Source organism: Variovorax sp. 54, from assembly GCF_002754375.1.
Classification (GTDB): domain Bacteria; phylum Pseudomonadota; class Gammaproteobacteria; order Burkholderiales; family Burkholderiaceae_C; genus Variovorax.
In genome coordinates, this window is sequence record NZ_PEFF01000001.1 from 3,683,650 (window position 1) to 3,699,772 (window position 16,123).

At 68.3% G+C, this 16,123-nt stretch carries 10 protein-coding genes; 4 read left to right on the forward strand and 6 right to left on the reverse strand.

Annotation, left to right across the window (positions count from 1 at the left end; genetic code table 11):
• The first annotated feature begins 139 nt into the window (after positions 1–139).
• The 3 genes from dapB to CLU95_RS17130 are packed head-to-tail and all read left to right on the forward strand — an operon-like array spanning position 140 to position 2,149.
• Positions 140–940 carry a 4-hydroxy-tetrahydrodipicolinate reductase gene (gene dapB, locus CLU95_RS17120; RefSeq protein WP_099797352.1) on the forward strand — a complete coding sequence of 267 codons (801 nt, stop codon included), beginning with the start codon at positions 140–142 and terminating at the stop codon, positions 938–940.
• A gap of 27 nt (positions 941–967) precedes the next feature.
• Positions 968–1,663 (forward strand): MotA/TolQ/ExbB proton channel family protein, encoded by a 696-nt coding sequence (locus CLU95_RS17125; protein WP_099794718.1) that lies wholly within the window; start codon positions 968–970, stop codon positions 1,661–1,663.
• A 15-nt stretch (positions 1,664–1,678) separates the two neighbouring features.
• Positions 1,679–2,149, forward strand: a complete 471-nt coding sequence (locus CLU95_RS17130; protein WP_099794719.1) for an ExbD/TolR family protein — start codon at positions 1,679–1,681, stop codon at positions 2,147–2,149.
• A 142-nt stretch (positions 2,150–2,291) separates the two neighbouring features.
• Here the strand turns inward: CLU95_RS17130 and CLU95_RS17135 are convergent, their stop codons facing one another.
• The 6 genes from CLU95_RS17135 to CLU95_RS17170 all read right to left on the reverse strand — a co-directional run bounded on the left by CLU95_RS17135 (position 2,292) and on the right by CLU95_RS17170 (position 14,480).
• Positions 2,292–4,775 (reverse strand): glycogen/starch/alpha-glucan phosphorylase, encoded by a 2,484-nt coding sequence (locus CLU95_RS17135; protein ID WP_099794720.1) that lies wholly within the window; start codon positions 4,773–4,775, stop codon positions 2,292–2,294.
• A gap of 42 nt (positions 4,776–4,817) precedes the next feature.
• Positions 4,818–6,287 (reverse strand): glycogen synthase GlgA, encoded by a 1,470-nt coding sequence (glgA, locus tag CLU95_RS17140; protein WP_099794721.1) that lies wholly within the window; start codon positions 6,285–6,287, stop codon positions 4,818–4,820.
• Positions 6,288–6,295: 8 nt separating this feature from the next.
• Positions 6,296–7,633 (reverse strand): glucose-1-phosphate adenylyltransferase, encoded by a 1,338-nt coding sequence (gene glgC, locus CLU95_RS17145; RefSeq protein ID WP_099794722.1) that lies wholly within the window; start codon positions 7,631–7,633, stop codon positions 6,296–6,298.
• Between the two features lie 88 nt (positions 7,634–7,721).
• Complete coding sequence (gene glgX / locus CLU95_RS17150; protein WP_099794723.1) at positions 7,722–9,797, reverse strand: glycogen debranching protein GlgX; 2,076 nt, start codon at positions 9,795–9,797, stop codon at positions 7,722–7,724.
• An 826-nt stretch (positions 9,798–10,623) separates the two neighbouring features.
• Entirely contained in the window at positions 10,624–12,813 is a 2,190-nt protein-coding gene (gene glgB, locus CLU95_RS17165; RefSeq protein WP_099794724.1) for a 1,4-alpha-glucan branching protein GlgB, read from the reverse strand.
• 5 nt (positions 12,814–12,818) lie between these two features.
• Positions 12,819–14,480, reverse strand: coding sequence for an alpha-amylase family glycosyl hydrolase (locus tag CLU95_RS17170; protein ID WP_099794725.1), 1,662 nt, complete (start codon positions 14,478–14,480; stop codon positions 12,819–12,821).
• A 132-nt stretch (positions 14,481–14,612) separates the two neighbouring features.
• On the opposite strand from CLU95_RS17170, the gene CLU95_RS17175 reads away from it, so the two are divergent.
• A complete protein-coding gene (locus CLU95_RS17175; protein WP_099794726.1) occupies positions 14,613–16,097 on the forward strand; it encodes a flavin-containing monooxygenase in 1,485 nt (494 codons plus the stop codon).
• Positions 16,098–16,123: the final 26 nt, after the last annotated feature.

The window sequence follows — 16,123 nt, forward strand, 5'->3', positions numbered from 1 at the left end:
CCTGCGGGCGGTGCCCGCCGGACCGGTGGTTGGCTGGCGTCGGTGTCCATGGCTCCCGTAGGGACTTTTCAAAGACTGAATCGCCGTGACTGAACCGACCACCACCCCCACTTCCGTTTCTTCTTCCTCCGCTCCCGCGCTGCGCCGGGTCGCGATTGCCGGCGCCTCGGGCCGCATGGGCCACATGCTGATCGAAGCCGTGCGCAACGCGCCCGACTGCCGCCTGGCCGGCGCGCTCGACATCGCAGGCAGCGCGGCCCTCGGCGCCGATGCCGCGGCCTTCCTGGGCTTCACCAGCGGCGTGCCCATCGTGGCCGACCTGCGCACCGGCCTGCAAGACGCGCAGGTGCTCATCGACTTCACCCGCCCCGAAGGCACAATGGCGCACCTCGCCGTATGCCGCGAGCTGGGCGTGCAGGCCGTGATCGGCACCACCGGCTTCAGCGACGCGCAGAAGGCCGAGATCGCCGAGATCGCCAAAGACATCGCCATCATGATGGCGCCCAACATGAGCGTGGGCGTCAACGTCACGCTCAAGCTGCTCGACATGGCGGCCCGCGCGATGGCCACCGGCTACGACATCGAGATCGTCGAGGCCCACCACCGCTTCAAGGTCGACGCCCCCTCGGGCACCGCGCTCAAGATGGGCGAGGTGATCGCCGACGCGCTGGGCCGCGACCTCAAGGACTGCGCCGTGTACGGCCGCGAAGGCATCACGGGCGAGCGCGACCCGTCGACCATCGGCTTCGCCACCATCCGCGGCGGCGACATCGTGGGCGACCACACCGTGCTGTTCGCCGGCATCGGCGAGCGCATCGAAATCTCCCACAAGTCGTCCAGCCGCGTGACCTACGCGCAGGGCGCGCTGCGTGCGGTGCGCTTTCTGGGCGGACAGCGCAACGGCCTGTTCGACATGTTCGACGTGCTGGGCCTGCGCTAAGCACGCGCACCACAACCAAGGACGCGGATGAGCGTGCTCGAACTGCTGACCCACGGTGACGGCGTCAGCCGTTCGGTGGCTGCGCTGCTGCTCGCGATGTCCATCGCCAGCTGGGTCGTGATCCTCTGGAAAGCCTGGCTGCTGCGCGGCGGCACGCGCGACGTGCTGCGCAGCATCGCGGCGTTCTGGCAGTCGGCCACCCTGGCCGAAGCCGAGCAGAAGCTCCAGGCCTTCGACCGCGCCGAACTCGTGCGCCCCGCCGTGGCCGCGCTGCGCCAGGCCGCCACCGAAGCCCCCGGCGGCACGCTGGGTGCCACGGTCGATCGCAACCAGCGCCTCACGCGCGTGCTGCGCGGCGCGCTGCACGGCGCGCTGCGGCGCCTGCAGGCCGGGCAGATCCTGCTGGCCACCGTCGGCGCGACCGCGCCCTTCGTCGGCCTGCTCGGCACCGTCTGGGGCATCTACGGTGCCCTGGCGGGCATCGCGGGCCAGACCGGCGGTTTCACTATCGACAAGGTGGCCGGGCCCGTCGGCGAAGCGCTCGTCATGACGGCCTTCGGCCTCGCCGTCGCCATTCCGGCCGTGCTGGCCTACAACGTGTTCGGCCGTGTGGTGGGCCGTGTCGAGGCCGAGCTCGAAGGTTTCGCGCACGACCTGCTCGGCAGCTTCGGCGAAGCGCCGACGCCCGCCGCACCGCCGCCGGCGCGACCAATGCCCGTCTAAGGAACGACGCACACCATGGCCTTCGGACGCACTTCGTTAGGCAGCAGCGCCGCAGGCGGCGGGCGGGCCATGGGCGCGGGCGGGCAGCGGCCGCTGTCCGACATCAACGTCACGCCGCTGGTCGACGTGATGCTGGTGCTGCTGGTGATCTTCATCATCACCGCGCCGCTGATGGCCAGCTCGATCAAGCTCGATCTGCCGCAGACCGACGCGGGCCAGCCCAACGACACACCCAAGTTCGTGAGCCTGTCGGTCGATGCGTCGGGCAAGGTGTTCCTGAACGACAAGCCTGTGACCGACGAAGAGCTGACAGCTCAGCTCGAAAAAGCCGCCGCGGACAGCAAGGACACCGAGGTGCAATTGCGCGCGGACCAGACCGTGCCCTATGGCAAGGTGGTGGCGCTGATGGGGATTGCGAACAAGGCCGGGTTGAGCCGGATCGGGTTTGTGACTGAGGCTGAAGCTGCGCCCGCAAAACCGCGCTGAGTGGTTTTGCTCCTTCCCCTTCCGGGGAAGGTTGGGACGGGGGCACAGCGGCATCCGATTCACGGCAGTGGTTCATCGAACGCCGCTGTGCCCCCACCCCGCCCTCCCCCGGAAGGGGAGGGAGAAATACCGAAAGCTCAGTTCAGCTCAGCACGACCGGCTTGGTGTGCCAGATCTCATGCGCGTACTCCGCAATCGTCCGGTCCGACGAGAACGCCCCCATCCCCGCCACATTGAGGATCGCCATGCGCGTCCACGCGTCCGCGTCGCGGTACAGCGCATCGACCTCGGCCTGCTTGGCCACGTAGCTCGCGTAGTCGGCCAGCAGCAGGTAGTGGTCGCCCCAGTTCACGAGCGCGTCGTAGATGCCCTGGTAGCGGGCGGGCTCGCCCGGTGAGAACGCGCCGTCGCGAATGGCGTCGAGCACGCGCTTGAGTTCGGCGTTCTCCTCGTAGATCTCGCGCGGCTGGTAGCCGCGGGCGCGGATGTCGGCCACCTCGGGCGTGGTGTGGCCGAAGATGAAGATGTTCTCGGGGCCGACGTTCTCGCGCATCTCGACATTGGCGCCGTCCAGCGTGCCGATGGTGAGTGCGCCGTTGAGCGCGAACTTCATGTTGCCGGTGCCCGAGGCCTCGGTGCCCGCCGTGGAAATCTGCTCTGACAGGTCGGCCGCCGGCATGATGATCTCGGCCAGGCTCACGCTGTAGTTCGGCAGGAACACCACCTTCAGCAGCTTGCCCACGCGCGCGTCGGCGTTCACGGTGGCCGCCACGTCGTTGATCAGGCGGATCACCTGCTTGGCCATCGCGTAGGCCGAGGCCGCCTTGCCCGCGAACACGACCACGCGCGGCACGATGTCGACCGGCGCACCGCTGGCCTGCGCATCGAGGACGCGGTGGTAGCGCGCAATCACGTGCAGCACGTTGAGCAGCTGCCGCTTGTACTCGTGGATGCGCTTGACCTGCACGTCGAACATCGCGTCGGTGTCCAGGTCGAGCTTCAGGTGCTCGCCGACCCAGTTGGCCAGCCGCAGCTTGTTCTCGCGCTTGGCGTGGCGAAAGGCGCGCACGAAGGCGGGCTGCGCGACCATCGGCCGCAGGGCTTCGAGCTGCGACAGGTCGCGCCGCCAGCCCTTGCCGATGCGCTGGTCGAGCAGGCCGGCCAGCGGCGGGTTGGCCTGCGCGAGCCAGCGGCGCGGCGTGACGCCGTTGGTCTTGTTGTTGAAGCGCTCGGGAAAGATCTTGGCAAAGTCGGAAAAGATCGACTGCTTCATCAGCTCCGAATGCAGCCCCGACACGCCGTTGATCGAGTGGCTGGCCAGCACCGCCACGTAGGCCATGCGCACGCGCCGCTCGCCCGCTTCGTCGACCAGCGACAGCCGGCGCATCAGCTCGACGTCGTTGCCCACCTTCTGCGTCACCGTGGCCAGGAACTTCGCGTTGATGTCGTAGATGATCTGCAGATGGCGCGGCAGGATGCGGCCCAGCATCTCGACCGGCCAGGTCTCCAGCGCCTCGTGCATCAGCGTGTGGTTGGTGTAGCTGAACACCTTCTGCGTGTGGGCCCAGGCCACGTCCCAAGCCAGGCCGTGCTCGTCGAGCAGCAGGCGCATGAGCTCGGGCACGGCGAGCACCGGGTGCGTGTCGTTCAGGTGGATGCTGACCTTGTCCGACAGTTGGTCGAAGCTCGTGTGGTTGCGCAGGTAGCGGCGCAACAAATCTTGCACGCTGGCGCTGCAGAAAAAATACTCCTGATGCAGCCGCAGCTCGCGGCCCGAGGGCGTGGAGTCGTCGGGGTAGAGCACGCGCGACACGTTCTCGGAGTGGTTCTTGCTCTCCACCGCCGCCATGTAGTTGCCGCGGTTGAAGGCCGAGAGGTCGATCTCTTCGGTCGCGCGCGCCGACCACAGCCGCAAGGTGTTGGTGGCCTGCGTGCCGTAGCCGGGAATGATGGTGTCGTAGGCCACGGCGCGCACGTCGTGCGTGTCGACCCAGTCGGCCGCGCCGTAGGGCGCATTCTTGCCTTCGCGCTTTTGCACGTGGCCGCCGAAGCGTACGCGGTAGTTCACCTCGGGCCGCTGGAACTCCCATGGGTTGCCGCGCGTGAGCCAGTAGTCGGGCGTTTCGACCTGCTGGCCGTCGACGATCTGCTGGCGGAACATGCCGTATTCGTAGCGGATGCCGTAGCCCATGCCGGGCACGCCGAGCGTGGCCATCGAATCGAGAAAGCAGGCCGCGAGCCGCCCCAGGCCGCCGTTGCCGAGCGCCGCATCGGGCTCGCGCTCGGCCAGCGCCGCCATGTCGACGCCGAAGTCGGCCAGCGCCTCGCGCACGATGCCGTACAGGTCGACAGCGAGCAGCGCGTTGGTGAAGGTGCGGCCGATGAGGAATTCCATCGACAGGTAGTACACGCGCTTGAGGTCCTGCGCGTAGTTGGCGCGCGTGGTCGTCATCCAGCGCTCGACAAGCTGGTCGCGCACGGCCAGCGCGGTGGCGTGCAGCCAGTCGTCGGGGCTGGCGGCCACGGGGTCCTTGCCGACGGCGTAGATCAGCTTGTTGGCCACCGCGCGCTTGAAGGCGGCAACGTCGCGGTCGGGGTGGTCGTAGGCGAAGTCCTTGATCGTCATGGGGGCGTTCTCGGGGTGGGTTGTGGGGTGGGGGGCGATCGTTCAGGCCAACGCCCGCTGGTACACATCGATGTACTGCGCGGCCGCCGTGCCCCAGTCGGCCGGGCGCCGCATGGCGTTGCCGCGCACGCGGCGCCAGTCGGCGGCGCGTTCGTACAGCGCGAAAGCACGGCGCAGGGCGCGGTCGTAGTCGGCGTCCTCGAAGCGGTCGAACACGAAGCCGGTGGCCGCGCCGCTGGCCATGTCTTCCAGCGTGCAATCGACCACCGTGTCGGCCAGCCCGCCCACGCGGCGCACCAGCGGCAGGCTGCCGTACTTCAGGCCGTACATCTGCGTGAGGCCGCAGGGTTCGAACAGCGAGGGCACGAGCGTCACGTCGCCCGCGCCGAAGAGCTGGTGCGCCAGCGTTTCGTCGTAGCCGATGGTGACGCTCACCGATGCGGGCGCTGCCTCTGCGCGCTGACGGAAGGCGTCTTCGAGCCAGCCTTCGCCGCTGCCCAGCAGCGCGAGCTGGCCGCCCTGCGCGAGCAGCGTGTCGAGGCCACCGAGCACGAGATGCAAACCCTTCTGCTCGGTGAGCCGGCTGACCACGATGAACAGCGGCGCGTCGGGGCGCTCGGCCAGCCCGAGCTGGCGCTGCAGCACCGACTTGCAACGCGCCTTGCCGGCCATGTGGCGGCCTTCGGGTGTCTGGTAGCCCTGCACCAGCGCTGCGTCGGTCGATGGGTTCCAGACCTGGTCGTCCACCGCGTTGAGGATGCCGCTGAGCACGTTGCTGCGCTGGCGCAGCAGGCCGTCGAGGCCGCAGCCCTGCTCGGGCGTCTGGATCTCGAGCGCGTAGGTCGGGCTCACGGTGGTGAGCTGGTCGGCGAAGCACAGGCCGCCCTTCATGAAGGAAACCTGGCCGTGGTACTCGAGACCGTTCATGTGGAAAGCCGACGCCGGCAGGCCGAGTTCGGCGAAGTGCTTCGGCGCGAACAGGCCCTGGTAGGCGAGGTTGTGCACAGTGAACACGGTGCCCACGTGCGGGCCGCCCGCGCGCCGCGCGAAGGCCAGGTAGGCGGGTGCGAGCGCCGCGTGCCAGTCGTGCGCGTGCACGACGTCGGGCCGCCAGCCGGGGTCGAGCCCCTGCGCGAGCTGCGCCGCCGCCCAGCCCAGCAGCGCGAAGCGCCGGTGGTTGTCGCTGTAAGGCTGGCGCGTGGTGTCTTCGTACGGATTGCCGGGCCGGTCGTAGAGCGCGGGCGCATCGATCACGTAGGTGGGAATCGGCGGTGCGCCAGCAATGGCCACATGCCCGGCGCGCAGGCCGAAGCGCTCACCCCAGGGCGCGGTGAACTCGGCCACCGGCACCAGGTCGCGCACGCCGGCCACGATGGCGGGAAAGCCCGGCAGCAGCGCGCGCGCGTCCTGACCCTCGGCCATGAGCGCCAGGGGCAGGGCGCCGGCGATGTCCGCCAGGCCGCCGGTCTTGAGGAGGGGAAACAGCTCGGCGCTGACCTGGAGGATGCGCATGGTGTGGATCAGGAAGCGGCCGTGGGAACAGGGTCGGGCGCCAGCCGGCGCAGCATTTCGCGCGTGACCAGCACCACGCCCGTTTCCGTGCGCTCGAAGCGCGCGGCATCGGCCTCGGCGTCTTCGCCGATCACCGTCTCGTCGGGGATCACGCAGCCGCGGTCGATCACCACGCGGTTGAGCCGGCAGCCGCGACCCACTTCCACGTCGGGCAGCAGCACGGCTTCGTTGATCTCGCAGAAGGAGTGGATGCGCACGCCCGAGAACAGCACCGCGCTGCTGATCTTCGAGCCCGAGACGATGCAGCCGCCCGAGACGATGGTGTTGACCGTCATGCCGTGCTTGCCCTCGCGGTCGAGCACGAACTTGGCCGGCGGCAGCTGCCGCTGGTAGGTCCAGATGGGCCAGTCCGTGTCATAGATGTCGAGCTCCGGGGTGATCGAGGCCAGGTCGAGGTTGGCTGCCCAGAATGCATCAATCGTGCCCACGTCGCGCCAGTAGGCCTTGGCGTCGGGCCCGCGCGAGGCGCGCGTGACGCACGACATGCTGAACGGATGCGCCAGCGCGCGGCCCTCGGCCACGGCGCGCGGAATGATGTCCTTGCCGAAGTCGTGGCTCGAATCGGGGTTGGCGTTGTCTTCCTCGAGCAGCCGGTACAGGTAGGCCGAGTCGAAGATGTAGATGCCCATGCTGGCCAGCGCCATGTCGGGGTGGCCGGGCATGGCGGGCGGGTCGGCCGGCTTCTCGAGGAAGCTGGTGATCTGACGGCCGTCGTCCACCGCCATCACGCCGAAGGCCGTGGCCTCCATGCGCGGCACCTCGATGCAGCCGACCGTGCAGCCCAGGCCGCGCTCGGCGTGGTCCTTGAGCATGATGGAGTAGTCCATCTTGTAGATGTGGTCGCCGGCCAGCACCACCACGTAGTCGTGCGGCGTGGAGCGGGTGCTGATGATGTCCAGGTTCTGGAACACCGCATCGGCCGTGCCGCGGTACCAGTGCTCGTCGCCCATGCGCTGCTGCGCGGGCAGCACGTCGACCATCTCGTTGAGTTCGGCGCGCAAGAAACTCCAGCCGCGCTGCAGGTGGCGCATGAGCGAGTGCGACTTGTACTGCGTGACCACCGCCATGCGCCGGATGCCGGAGTTCAGGCAGTTGGACAGGGCGAAGTCGATGATGCGGAACTTGCCGCCGAAGTACACAGCCGGCTTGGCGCGGCGGTCGGTGAGCTGCTTGAGGCGGGAGCCGCGGCCACCAGCCAGCACCAACGCGATGGTGCGGCGGACCAGTTGATGGGCCTGCAGGGGCGCCTGCGGGGCTTGCGTGCCCTGGGTGTTGAGCTTGTCCATCTGTGTCTCCGTTCGTTCGTTCGCTTGTTGAATTCGTCGTCGTCAGAGTGTCCGCACCGAGTCTGGCACTGTGCTGTGGGCTTGGCTCCTACGTTCTTGCAAGCCAGAGGCTCGAAACCGGCACCTCCACCGCGCGGCCCAGCGGGCGGGGCGCGGCGCGCAGGTCGTCGGGGTCTTCGGCATCGGTCGCAAGGCAGCAGCGCCAGTCGCCGTCCGGCAGCGTGAAGGTGACGGGGCTCGGACCCGCATTCACCAGCACCAGCCAGGCGTCCTCGGCATGTCCGAACAGGATCGCAAGGGCCGTGCCCGCATGCCAGTCGGCCGGCGCCATCGGCTCGCCGTCGGGGCGCAGCCAGCGGATGCCCGGCGCTGCGCCCGCCGGCGGTTCGGCCGGCCACCAGCGCGTGCTGCGCAGCACCGGCGCCTCGCGTCGCAGGGCGGTGAGCCGCGCGACGAAAGCCGTCAGGCCTGCGCGTTCGCTGGCCGGGTCGGACAGGCCGATCCATCCGAGCCAGGTGGTCTCGTTGTCCTGGCAGTAAGCGTTGTTGTTGCCGTTCTGGCTGTGGCCGAGTTCGTCGCCGGCCAGCAGCATCGGTGTGCCCTGGGACAGCAGCAGCGTGGCGAGCAGCGTGCGTTGCAGTCGCGCACGCATCGCGCGCACGGTCGGGTCGTCGCTCGGGCCTTCGACGCCGCAGTGGGTGCTCAGGTTGTGCGCATGGCCGTCGCGGTTGTCTTCGCCGTTGGCGAGGTTGTGGCGCTGCTCATAACTCACGAGGTCGCGCAGTGTGAAGCCATCGTGCGCGGTGATGAAGTTGACGCTCGCGGTCGGTGCGCGGCCATCGTGCGCAAAGCTCGCGCTGGAGGCCGTGAAGCGATGCGCGAAGTCGCCCAGCCCGGTGGCGCCCTCGCGTCCCTGGCGCAGCCAGAAGCCGCGTTGCGTGTCGCGGAAGCGGTCGTTCCATTCGAGCCAGCCGGGCGGGAACTCGCCGAGCCGGTAGCCGCCGGGGCCGATGTCCCAGGGCTCGGCGATGCGCAGCGTGCGCGACAGCACCGGGTCTTGCGCAATGGCCGCGAAGAAGGGCGCACGCGCATCGAAGCCGCGTTGTGCGTCGCGGCCCAGCACCGGGGCGAGGTCGAAGCGAAAGCCGTCGACGCCCATCTCGCAGGCCCAGAAGCGCAGGCTGTCCATCACGAGTTGCAGCACGCGCGGCTCGCCGAGGTTGAGGCAGTTGCCGGTGCCGGCCCAGTTTTCGTACAGCGCGCGGTCGTCGGCGCGCAGGTGGTAGTACAGGGCGTTGTCGATGCCGCGCAGCGAGAGCGTCGGGCCGAGCTCGTCGCTTTCGGCGCTGTGGTTGTAGACCACGTCGATCACCAGTTCCATGCCGCGCGCATGCACCGCATCGGCCATCGCGCGGAACTCGCTCGCGGGTGTGGTGCCGGGGCGGCCACTCCAGAAGCGCGCTTCGGGCGCGAACCAGCCGATGGTGTTGTAGCCCCAGTGGTTGGTCAGGCCTCTGGCGAGCAGGCGCGGTTCGTCGGCGCGGTGCTGCACGGGCATGAGGCTGAGGGTGGTGACGCCCAGGCGTTGCAGGTGGTCGAGCACGGCGGGTTCTGCGAGGCCGGCGTAGGTGCCGCGCAAGGGTTCGGGTACGCCTGGGTGCTGGTGGGTGAGGCTGCGGATGTGCAACTCGTACAGGACGCGGTCGGTGGGGGGGATGTGGGCGCGGCCTGTTGTTGGGGGTGTGTTGTTGGGTGCTGTTACGCGGGCTTTGAGTGCGAGCGAGCTGTTGTCTCTGTTGTCGCGTTGGGTTGGGTTTGTGGGGGTGTGGCCCAGGAAGAGGTCGCTGCCGTTGTAGTGGCCGAGGATTTCTCGGGCGTAGGGGTCGAGGAGGAGCTTGGCGGGGTTGAAGCGCTGTCCTTCTGCGGGGGCCCAGGGGCCGTGGACTCGGTAGCCGTAGATCAGGCCTGGTCTTGCGTTGGGAAGCAGGCCGTGCCAGATGCCGTCTGTGCATTCTGGGAGCGTTAGGCGCTGCTGTTCGCTCTGGCCTGTGTTGTCGAAGAGGCAGAGGTCTACTTTGCTTGCTGATGGGGCTGCGATTGCGAAGTTGACGCCTTGCTGTGATGGCGTTGCGCCCAAGGGGAGGGGATGGCCTGGGCTCAGCATGCTTTGACTCCCCGGCGGCGTTTGCTTCCCGAGGCCGGGACTCGCCCCGGCGGGCGACTCACTTTCTTTTGCTTCGCCAAAAGAAAGTAAGCAAAGAAAAGGCGACCCCACTGTCTGCGACCCTTCGCTTCGCTACGGGCAACCTGCGGTGCTCGCGTTTCGCGGGGTCTCGCAGAACTCGCTTCGCTCAAACAGCTGCGAGCCCTGATCCGCGAAACGCTGCGCTCCTCGGCGCAGCCAGAGGGGGTGGGCACCGAACGGGCCATCGCTTTGCTCGGCTTGCAATCGGGCCTTTGCTTCGCTCGGCCTCGTTGTGGTTGGGCCGCTGTTTCGTTCGGCGGCTGGACTGGCGCCCTCTCCCCTTGGGGAGAGGGCGGGGGTGAGGGCATCGGCCTTTGAGCGGGCCAGGCGATGTTTCTGTGCCGTCGGCCCTCACCCCAACCCTCTCCCAGAGGGAGAGGGAGCCAGTCAAGCGGCGAAGCGAAGCCCGGCGTGTCTTCAAGCCCAGAGGCGCCGATCCCCGCCGAGCGAAGCGAAGGCCCGTGGACTGGCCGAGCGAAGCGAAGGCCTGCTGGTCCCCAAAGCCCTTCTGTATGCGCCGAGGAGCGCAGCGTTTCGCGGATCAGGGCTCGCCCTTGTTTGAGCGAAGCGAGTTTGGGCGAGACCCCGCGAAACGTGAGCACCGCAGGTTGCCCGAAGCGAAGCGGAGGGACGCAGACAGCAGGGTCGCCTTTCTTTTGCCTACGTTTCTTTGGCGAAGCAAAGAAAAGTAGGTCGCCCGCCGGGGCGAGACCCGGCCTCGGAACACAACCCAGCCCAGAGCGAGTCAATTCAACACCCACATCAAAGTAGCAAGTGGCGGCACGCTGATCACGATCGAATCGCTCTTCCCATGCCAAGGCACCGAAGCACTCTCGACCACCCCGTTCCCCACGCCACTCCCACCGTAAACCGCCCCATCCGTATTGATGACTTCCCGATACGAACCAGCACAAGGTACCCCCAACCGATAGTCATGCCGAGGCACAGGCGTGAAGTTGCAAACCACAACAACAAACCCTCCATCCCGAGCCTTACGAACAAACGCAAACACCGACTGCGCCACATCGTCATGCACGAGCCATTCAAACCCAGAACCCTCGTGATCCAACTCATGCAAAGCAGGAAAGTGCCGATACACATTGTTCAAATCGCGCACCAACCGCCGCACCCCTTGATGCGCCGCATGCTCCAGCAAATGCCAGTCCAACCCGCGATCCGCATTCCACTCCGCGTACTGCGCAAACTCCCCCCCCATGAACAGCAACTTCTTCCCCGGATAACCCCAGAGATACCCATACAGGTTGCGCAACCCCGCAAACTTCTGCCACTCATCCCCAGGCATGCGACCGATCATCGACCCCTTGCCATGCACCACTTCGTCATGCGACAGCGGCAACACGAAGTTCTCGCTGTGCGCGTACATCAGCCCGAAAGTGACCTGCTGGTGATGGTGCTTGCGATAGACCGGATCGGTCCCGGCATACGCCAGCGTGTCGTTCATCCACCCCATGTTCCACTTGTAGTGAAACCCCAGCCCACCGTCTTCCGGCGGTCGCGTCACACCAGGAAAGCTCGTCGACTCTTCAGCGATCGTCACTGCGCCAGGCCGCTCCACGCCCACCACGCGGTTCATGCGGCGAAGGAAATCGATGGCCTCCAGGTTCTCGCGCCCGCCCTGCGCATTCGGCACCCACTCACCGGCTTTGCGGCTGTAGTCGCGGTACAGCATCGAGGCCACCGCATCCACGCGCAGGCCGTCCACGCCGTAGCGCTCCAGCCAGTACAGCGCATTGCCGACGAGGTAGTTGCGCACCTCCGTGCGCGCGTAGTTGAAGATCAGCGTCTGCCAGTCGTTGTGAAAGCCCTCGCGCGGATCGGCGTACTCGTACAGCGCGGTGCCGTCGAAGTTGCCCAAACCGTGCGCGTCGGTCGGAAAGTGCGCGGGCACCCAGTCGAGGATCACGCCCAGCCCCGCGGCATGCGCGGCTTCGACGAAATGGCGGAAGTCGCCCGGCGTGCCGAAGCGTGAGGTCGGCGCATAAAGACCGATCGGCTGGTAGCCCCACGAGCCGTCGAAGGGGTGCTCGGTGATGGGCAGCAGCTCGATGTGCGTGAAGCCGAGGTCGCGCACGTAGGGCACGAGCGTGTCGGCCAGCTCGCGGTAGTCCAGCCATTCCTGGCCGTGGTGCTTGCGGCGCCATGAGCCCAGGTGCACTTCATAGACGCTGATCGGCGCATGGCGCGCGTTGGCTTCGGCGCGACCGGCGGGCATCGGCACCGGCGCGGGCAGCGGTGCCACGACGCAGGCGGTGCCGGGCCGCAGCTGCGACGAGAACGCGAAGGGGTCGGCCTTGCGCAGCACCTCGCCCTGCGCCGACAGAATCTCGAACTCGTAGCTGTCGCCCACGGCGACGTGCGGCGCGAAGATTTCCCACACGCCGCATTCGCGACGCAGCCGCATCATGTGGCGACGGCCGTCCCAGTTGTTGAAGTCGCCGACCACCGACACGCGCCGCGCATTCGGCGCCCACACGGCAAAAGCCACGCCCTTCACGCCGTCGATCTCGCGCAGGTGCGCGCCCAGCCGCTCCCACGGCCGCAGGTGCGTGCCCTCGGCCAACAGCCAGACGTCGGTCTCGCCGAGCACGAAAGGAAAGCGGTACGGGTCGTCGAGCTGCGTGGCGTGGCCTGCGTCCCAGTCGACCTGGAACGAATAGCCCATGCGCGCCTCGGCCGCGGGCACGAGGCCGCTGAACAGATCGCTGCCTTCGTGCCGCGCGAGGATCGACAGCGGCCAGCCGGTGCGCGAATGCACCACGGCCACCTGCCGTGCGCCGGGCATCAGGGCGCGCACTTCAAGACCGTCGGCAGTCTCGTGAGGGCCGAGCACGGCAAACGGATCGCCGTGTTCGGCGCGCATCAGCGCCTGGATGTCTGCAGGTTGGATGATCAAAGGAGCAGAAGAAGGGGGCATGGGGTTCAGCGTCCTCCTGCTTCGGCAGGCGTGCCGAAGAACACGCCATAAGGCGACAGTGCCAGCAGGGGTTTTGTTGGATCGGTGGTGACGGTGGCGGTCGGCGCGAGCGGGTGTCCGGTCAGCGGCACCAACGGCTCGGGCAAGGGGGTCGACACCGGTTCGCTCCCTGTGTTGAAGATCGCATGCAGCACTGCACCGCCATCGCTTCGCACGATGTGCAGCAGCGGTTCGGGCGCATCGACGAACGCCAGCGCGCCCGTGCGCAGCAGCGGCTGGGTGCGGCGCCAGTGCAGCAGCGCGCGGCTGAAGGCGAGCATCGAGTCGGGGTCGTCCTCCTGCTGCGCGACGGCCAGAGACAGGTGCGCGCCGTCGACTGGCAGCCAGGGTGTGCCGCTGCTGAAGCCGGCATTGGGCGCGTCGGCGGTCCAGGGCATCGGCGTGCGGCAGCCGTCGCGGCCCTTGAACTCGGGCCAGAAGGCGCGGCCGTAGGGGTCTTGCAGCAGCTCGAAGGGCACGTCGGCTTCGGGCAGGCCCAGCTCTTCACCCTGGTAGAGGCTGGCGCTGCCGCGCAGCGCGAGCAGCAGCGCGAGCCAGAGCCGGTCGCGGCGCGTGTCAGGCGCGGTGCCGTCGCTCCAGCGCGTGGCGACGCGCGGCACGTCGTGGTTCGACACCGCCCAGCAGCCCCAGCCGCCCGTCACGGCCAGTGCGGTGTCGAGCGTCTCGACCTGGTGGCGCAGGTGCTTCGGGCTGTGGTCGGCCGTCAGCAGGCTGAAGCTGTAGGCCAGGTGCAGGCGCTTGCCGAGTGCGGTGTACTGCGCCATGACGGGCGGTGCGTTCTCGTCGCCGACCTCGCCCAGTGCGACCGCGCCGTAGCCGTCGAGCAGCTGGCGCAGGCGCTCGAGGAACACGAGGTTCTCGGGCTGGCTCTTGTCGTACAGGTGCTGCTGCATCGCATAGGGGTTGTCGGCGCGCACGGTGCTGACTTCGCCCATCGATTCGACCGTGGCCGGCGGGTTGTCGCGCAGCAGCGCGTCGTGGAACTGGTGGTTGCAGGCGTCGAAGCGGAAGCCGTCCACGCCGCGTTCGCACCAGAAGCGCACCTCGCCGAGCAGGGCATCCTGCACCTCGGCGCAATGGAAGTTGAGATCGGGTTGCTCGGTGAGAAAGCTGTGCAGGTAGTACTGCTTGCGGCGCGAGTCCCACTGCCAGGCCGAGCCGCCGAAGACCGAGAGCCAGTTGGTGGGCGGCGTGCCGTCGGGTTTCGGGTCGGCCCAGACATACCAGTCGGCCTTGGAGTTTTCGCGCGAGCTGCGGCTTTCGACGAACCACGCGTGCTGGTCGGACGTGTGCGAAAGCACTTGGTCGATGATGAGCTTCAGGCCCAGCGCGTGCATGCGTGCGCGCATGGCGTCGAAGTCGGCCAGCGTGCCAAACAGCGGATCGACCGCGCGGTAATCGGCCACGTCGTAGCCGAAATCCTTCATGGGGGAGCGGAAGAAGGGCGAGACCCAGACCGCGTCGACGCCGAGGCTGGCGACGTGGTCGAGCTTCGACGTGATGCCAGGCAGGTCGCCGACGCCGTCGCCGTTGCTGTCCATGAAGCTGCGCGGGTAGATCTGGTAGATCACTGCGCCCCGCCACCATTCGCTGTTGCTGCCGCTCATGCCTGCCCCTGTGGTCGAAATTCATTGTGGCATGCGAAATCCGGGCCAGCAGTACGCTGATGCGGACAGCCGCCGCGCAAGAAGTGGGTAAATTCAGCAGGGCGGGACGCTGCCGTCCCGCCCCCCCGACCGATGACCACCGACGACACCGCTTTCTCCCCCTCCGCTCCTTCCGCCCGACCCATCGGCCTCGCCGCGCTCGAACGCCGGCTCGCCCAGGACCTCGACTACCTCGGCTGGCCCGCCCGCGCCTGGGTGCCGCCGCGCCAGATCGACGGCGAGCCCGTGCTCGACGTGGCCATCATCGGCGGCGGCCAGGCCGGGCTGGCCGCGGCGGGCGCGCTGGCGCAGCAGGGCATCCGCGCCGTGGTCTTCGACCGCGCGCCGGCCGGCCGCGAAGGCCCCTGGGCCACCACCGCGCGCATGGAAACCCTGCGCTCGCCCAAGGAACTCACGGGCCCCGCGCTGGGGCTGCCCTCGCTGACCTTCCGTGCCTGGTTCGAGGCCCAGTTCGGCACCGAGGCCTGGGCCGCGATGGACAAGATCCCGCGCCTGCAGTGGATGGACTACCTGGTCTGGTACCGCCGCGTGATGGGCTTGGACGTGCGCAACGACACCGCCGTGACCGGCCTGCAGCCGCTGCCCGACGCCAGCGCCGTGCGCCTGGACCTGCGCACGTCCGACGGCGAGCGCAGCGTGCTGGCGCGCCGCGTCGTGCTGGCCACCGGCCGCGACGGCCTCGGCGGCCCGGCCGTGCCCGCCTTTGTCGACGGCCTGCCGCGTGCCAAGTGGGCGCATTCTTCCGACGAGATGGACTACGGCCGCCTGAAGGGCCTGCGCGTGGGCGTGGTCGGCGCGGGCTCCTCGGCCATGGACAGCGCCGCCACGGCGCTCGAAGCCGGCGCGCACAGCGTCGAGCTGCTGATCCGCCGGCCCGACCTGCCGCGCGTCAACAAGGGCAAGGGCGCCGGCGTGCCGGGGCTCACGCAGGGGCACTACGACCTGCCCGACGAACTCAAATGGCGCATCCGCCACTACATCAACGTGCTGAACGTGCCGCCGCCGCACGGCAGCACGCTGCGGGTGTCGCGGCACGCCAATGCCTTCTTCAACTTCGGCTGTCCCATCGGGGCCGTGGCGCCTCAGGGCGAGGCGCTGCGCGTCACCACGCCCAAGGGCGACTTTGAATTCGACTTTTTAATTGTGTCGACCGGTTTCCAGGTCGACTGGGCCGCCCGCCCCGAATTCGCGGGCATTGCCGCGCACATTCGCACCTGGAAAGACCGTTTCACACCCGCGCCCGGCGACGAAGACCGCGAACTGACCGATTCGCCCGACCTCGGGCCGGCTTTCGAATTCCAGGAAAACGCGCCCGGCGCCTGCCCGGGCCTCGCGCGCATCCACTGCTTCTGCTACCCGGCGGCGCTGTCGCACGGCACGGTGTCGGGCGACATTCCGGCCATCAGCGACGGCGCGCGGCGCCTGGCGGCGGGGCTCGCCAGCCTGTTCTACCGGGAAGACGCGGCCCACCACTGGGCGAATCTGGAGGCCTACAGCGAGCCGGAACTGTTCGGCGACGAGTGGACGCCCGCCCCGCCGCCGCACGAAAGGGCCTGATTCCGGCATGGAGCCCGGGAGGCGAT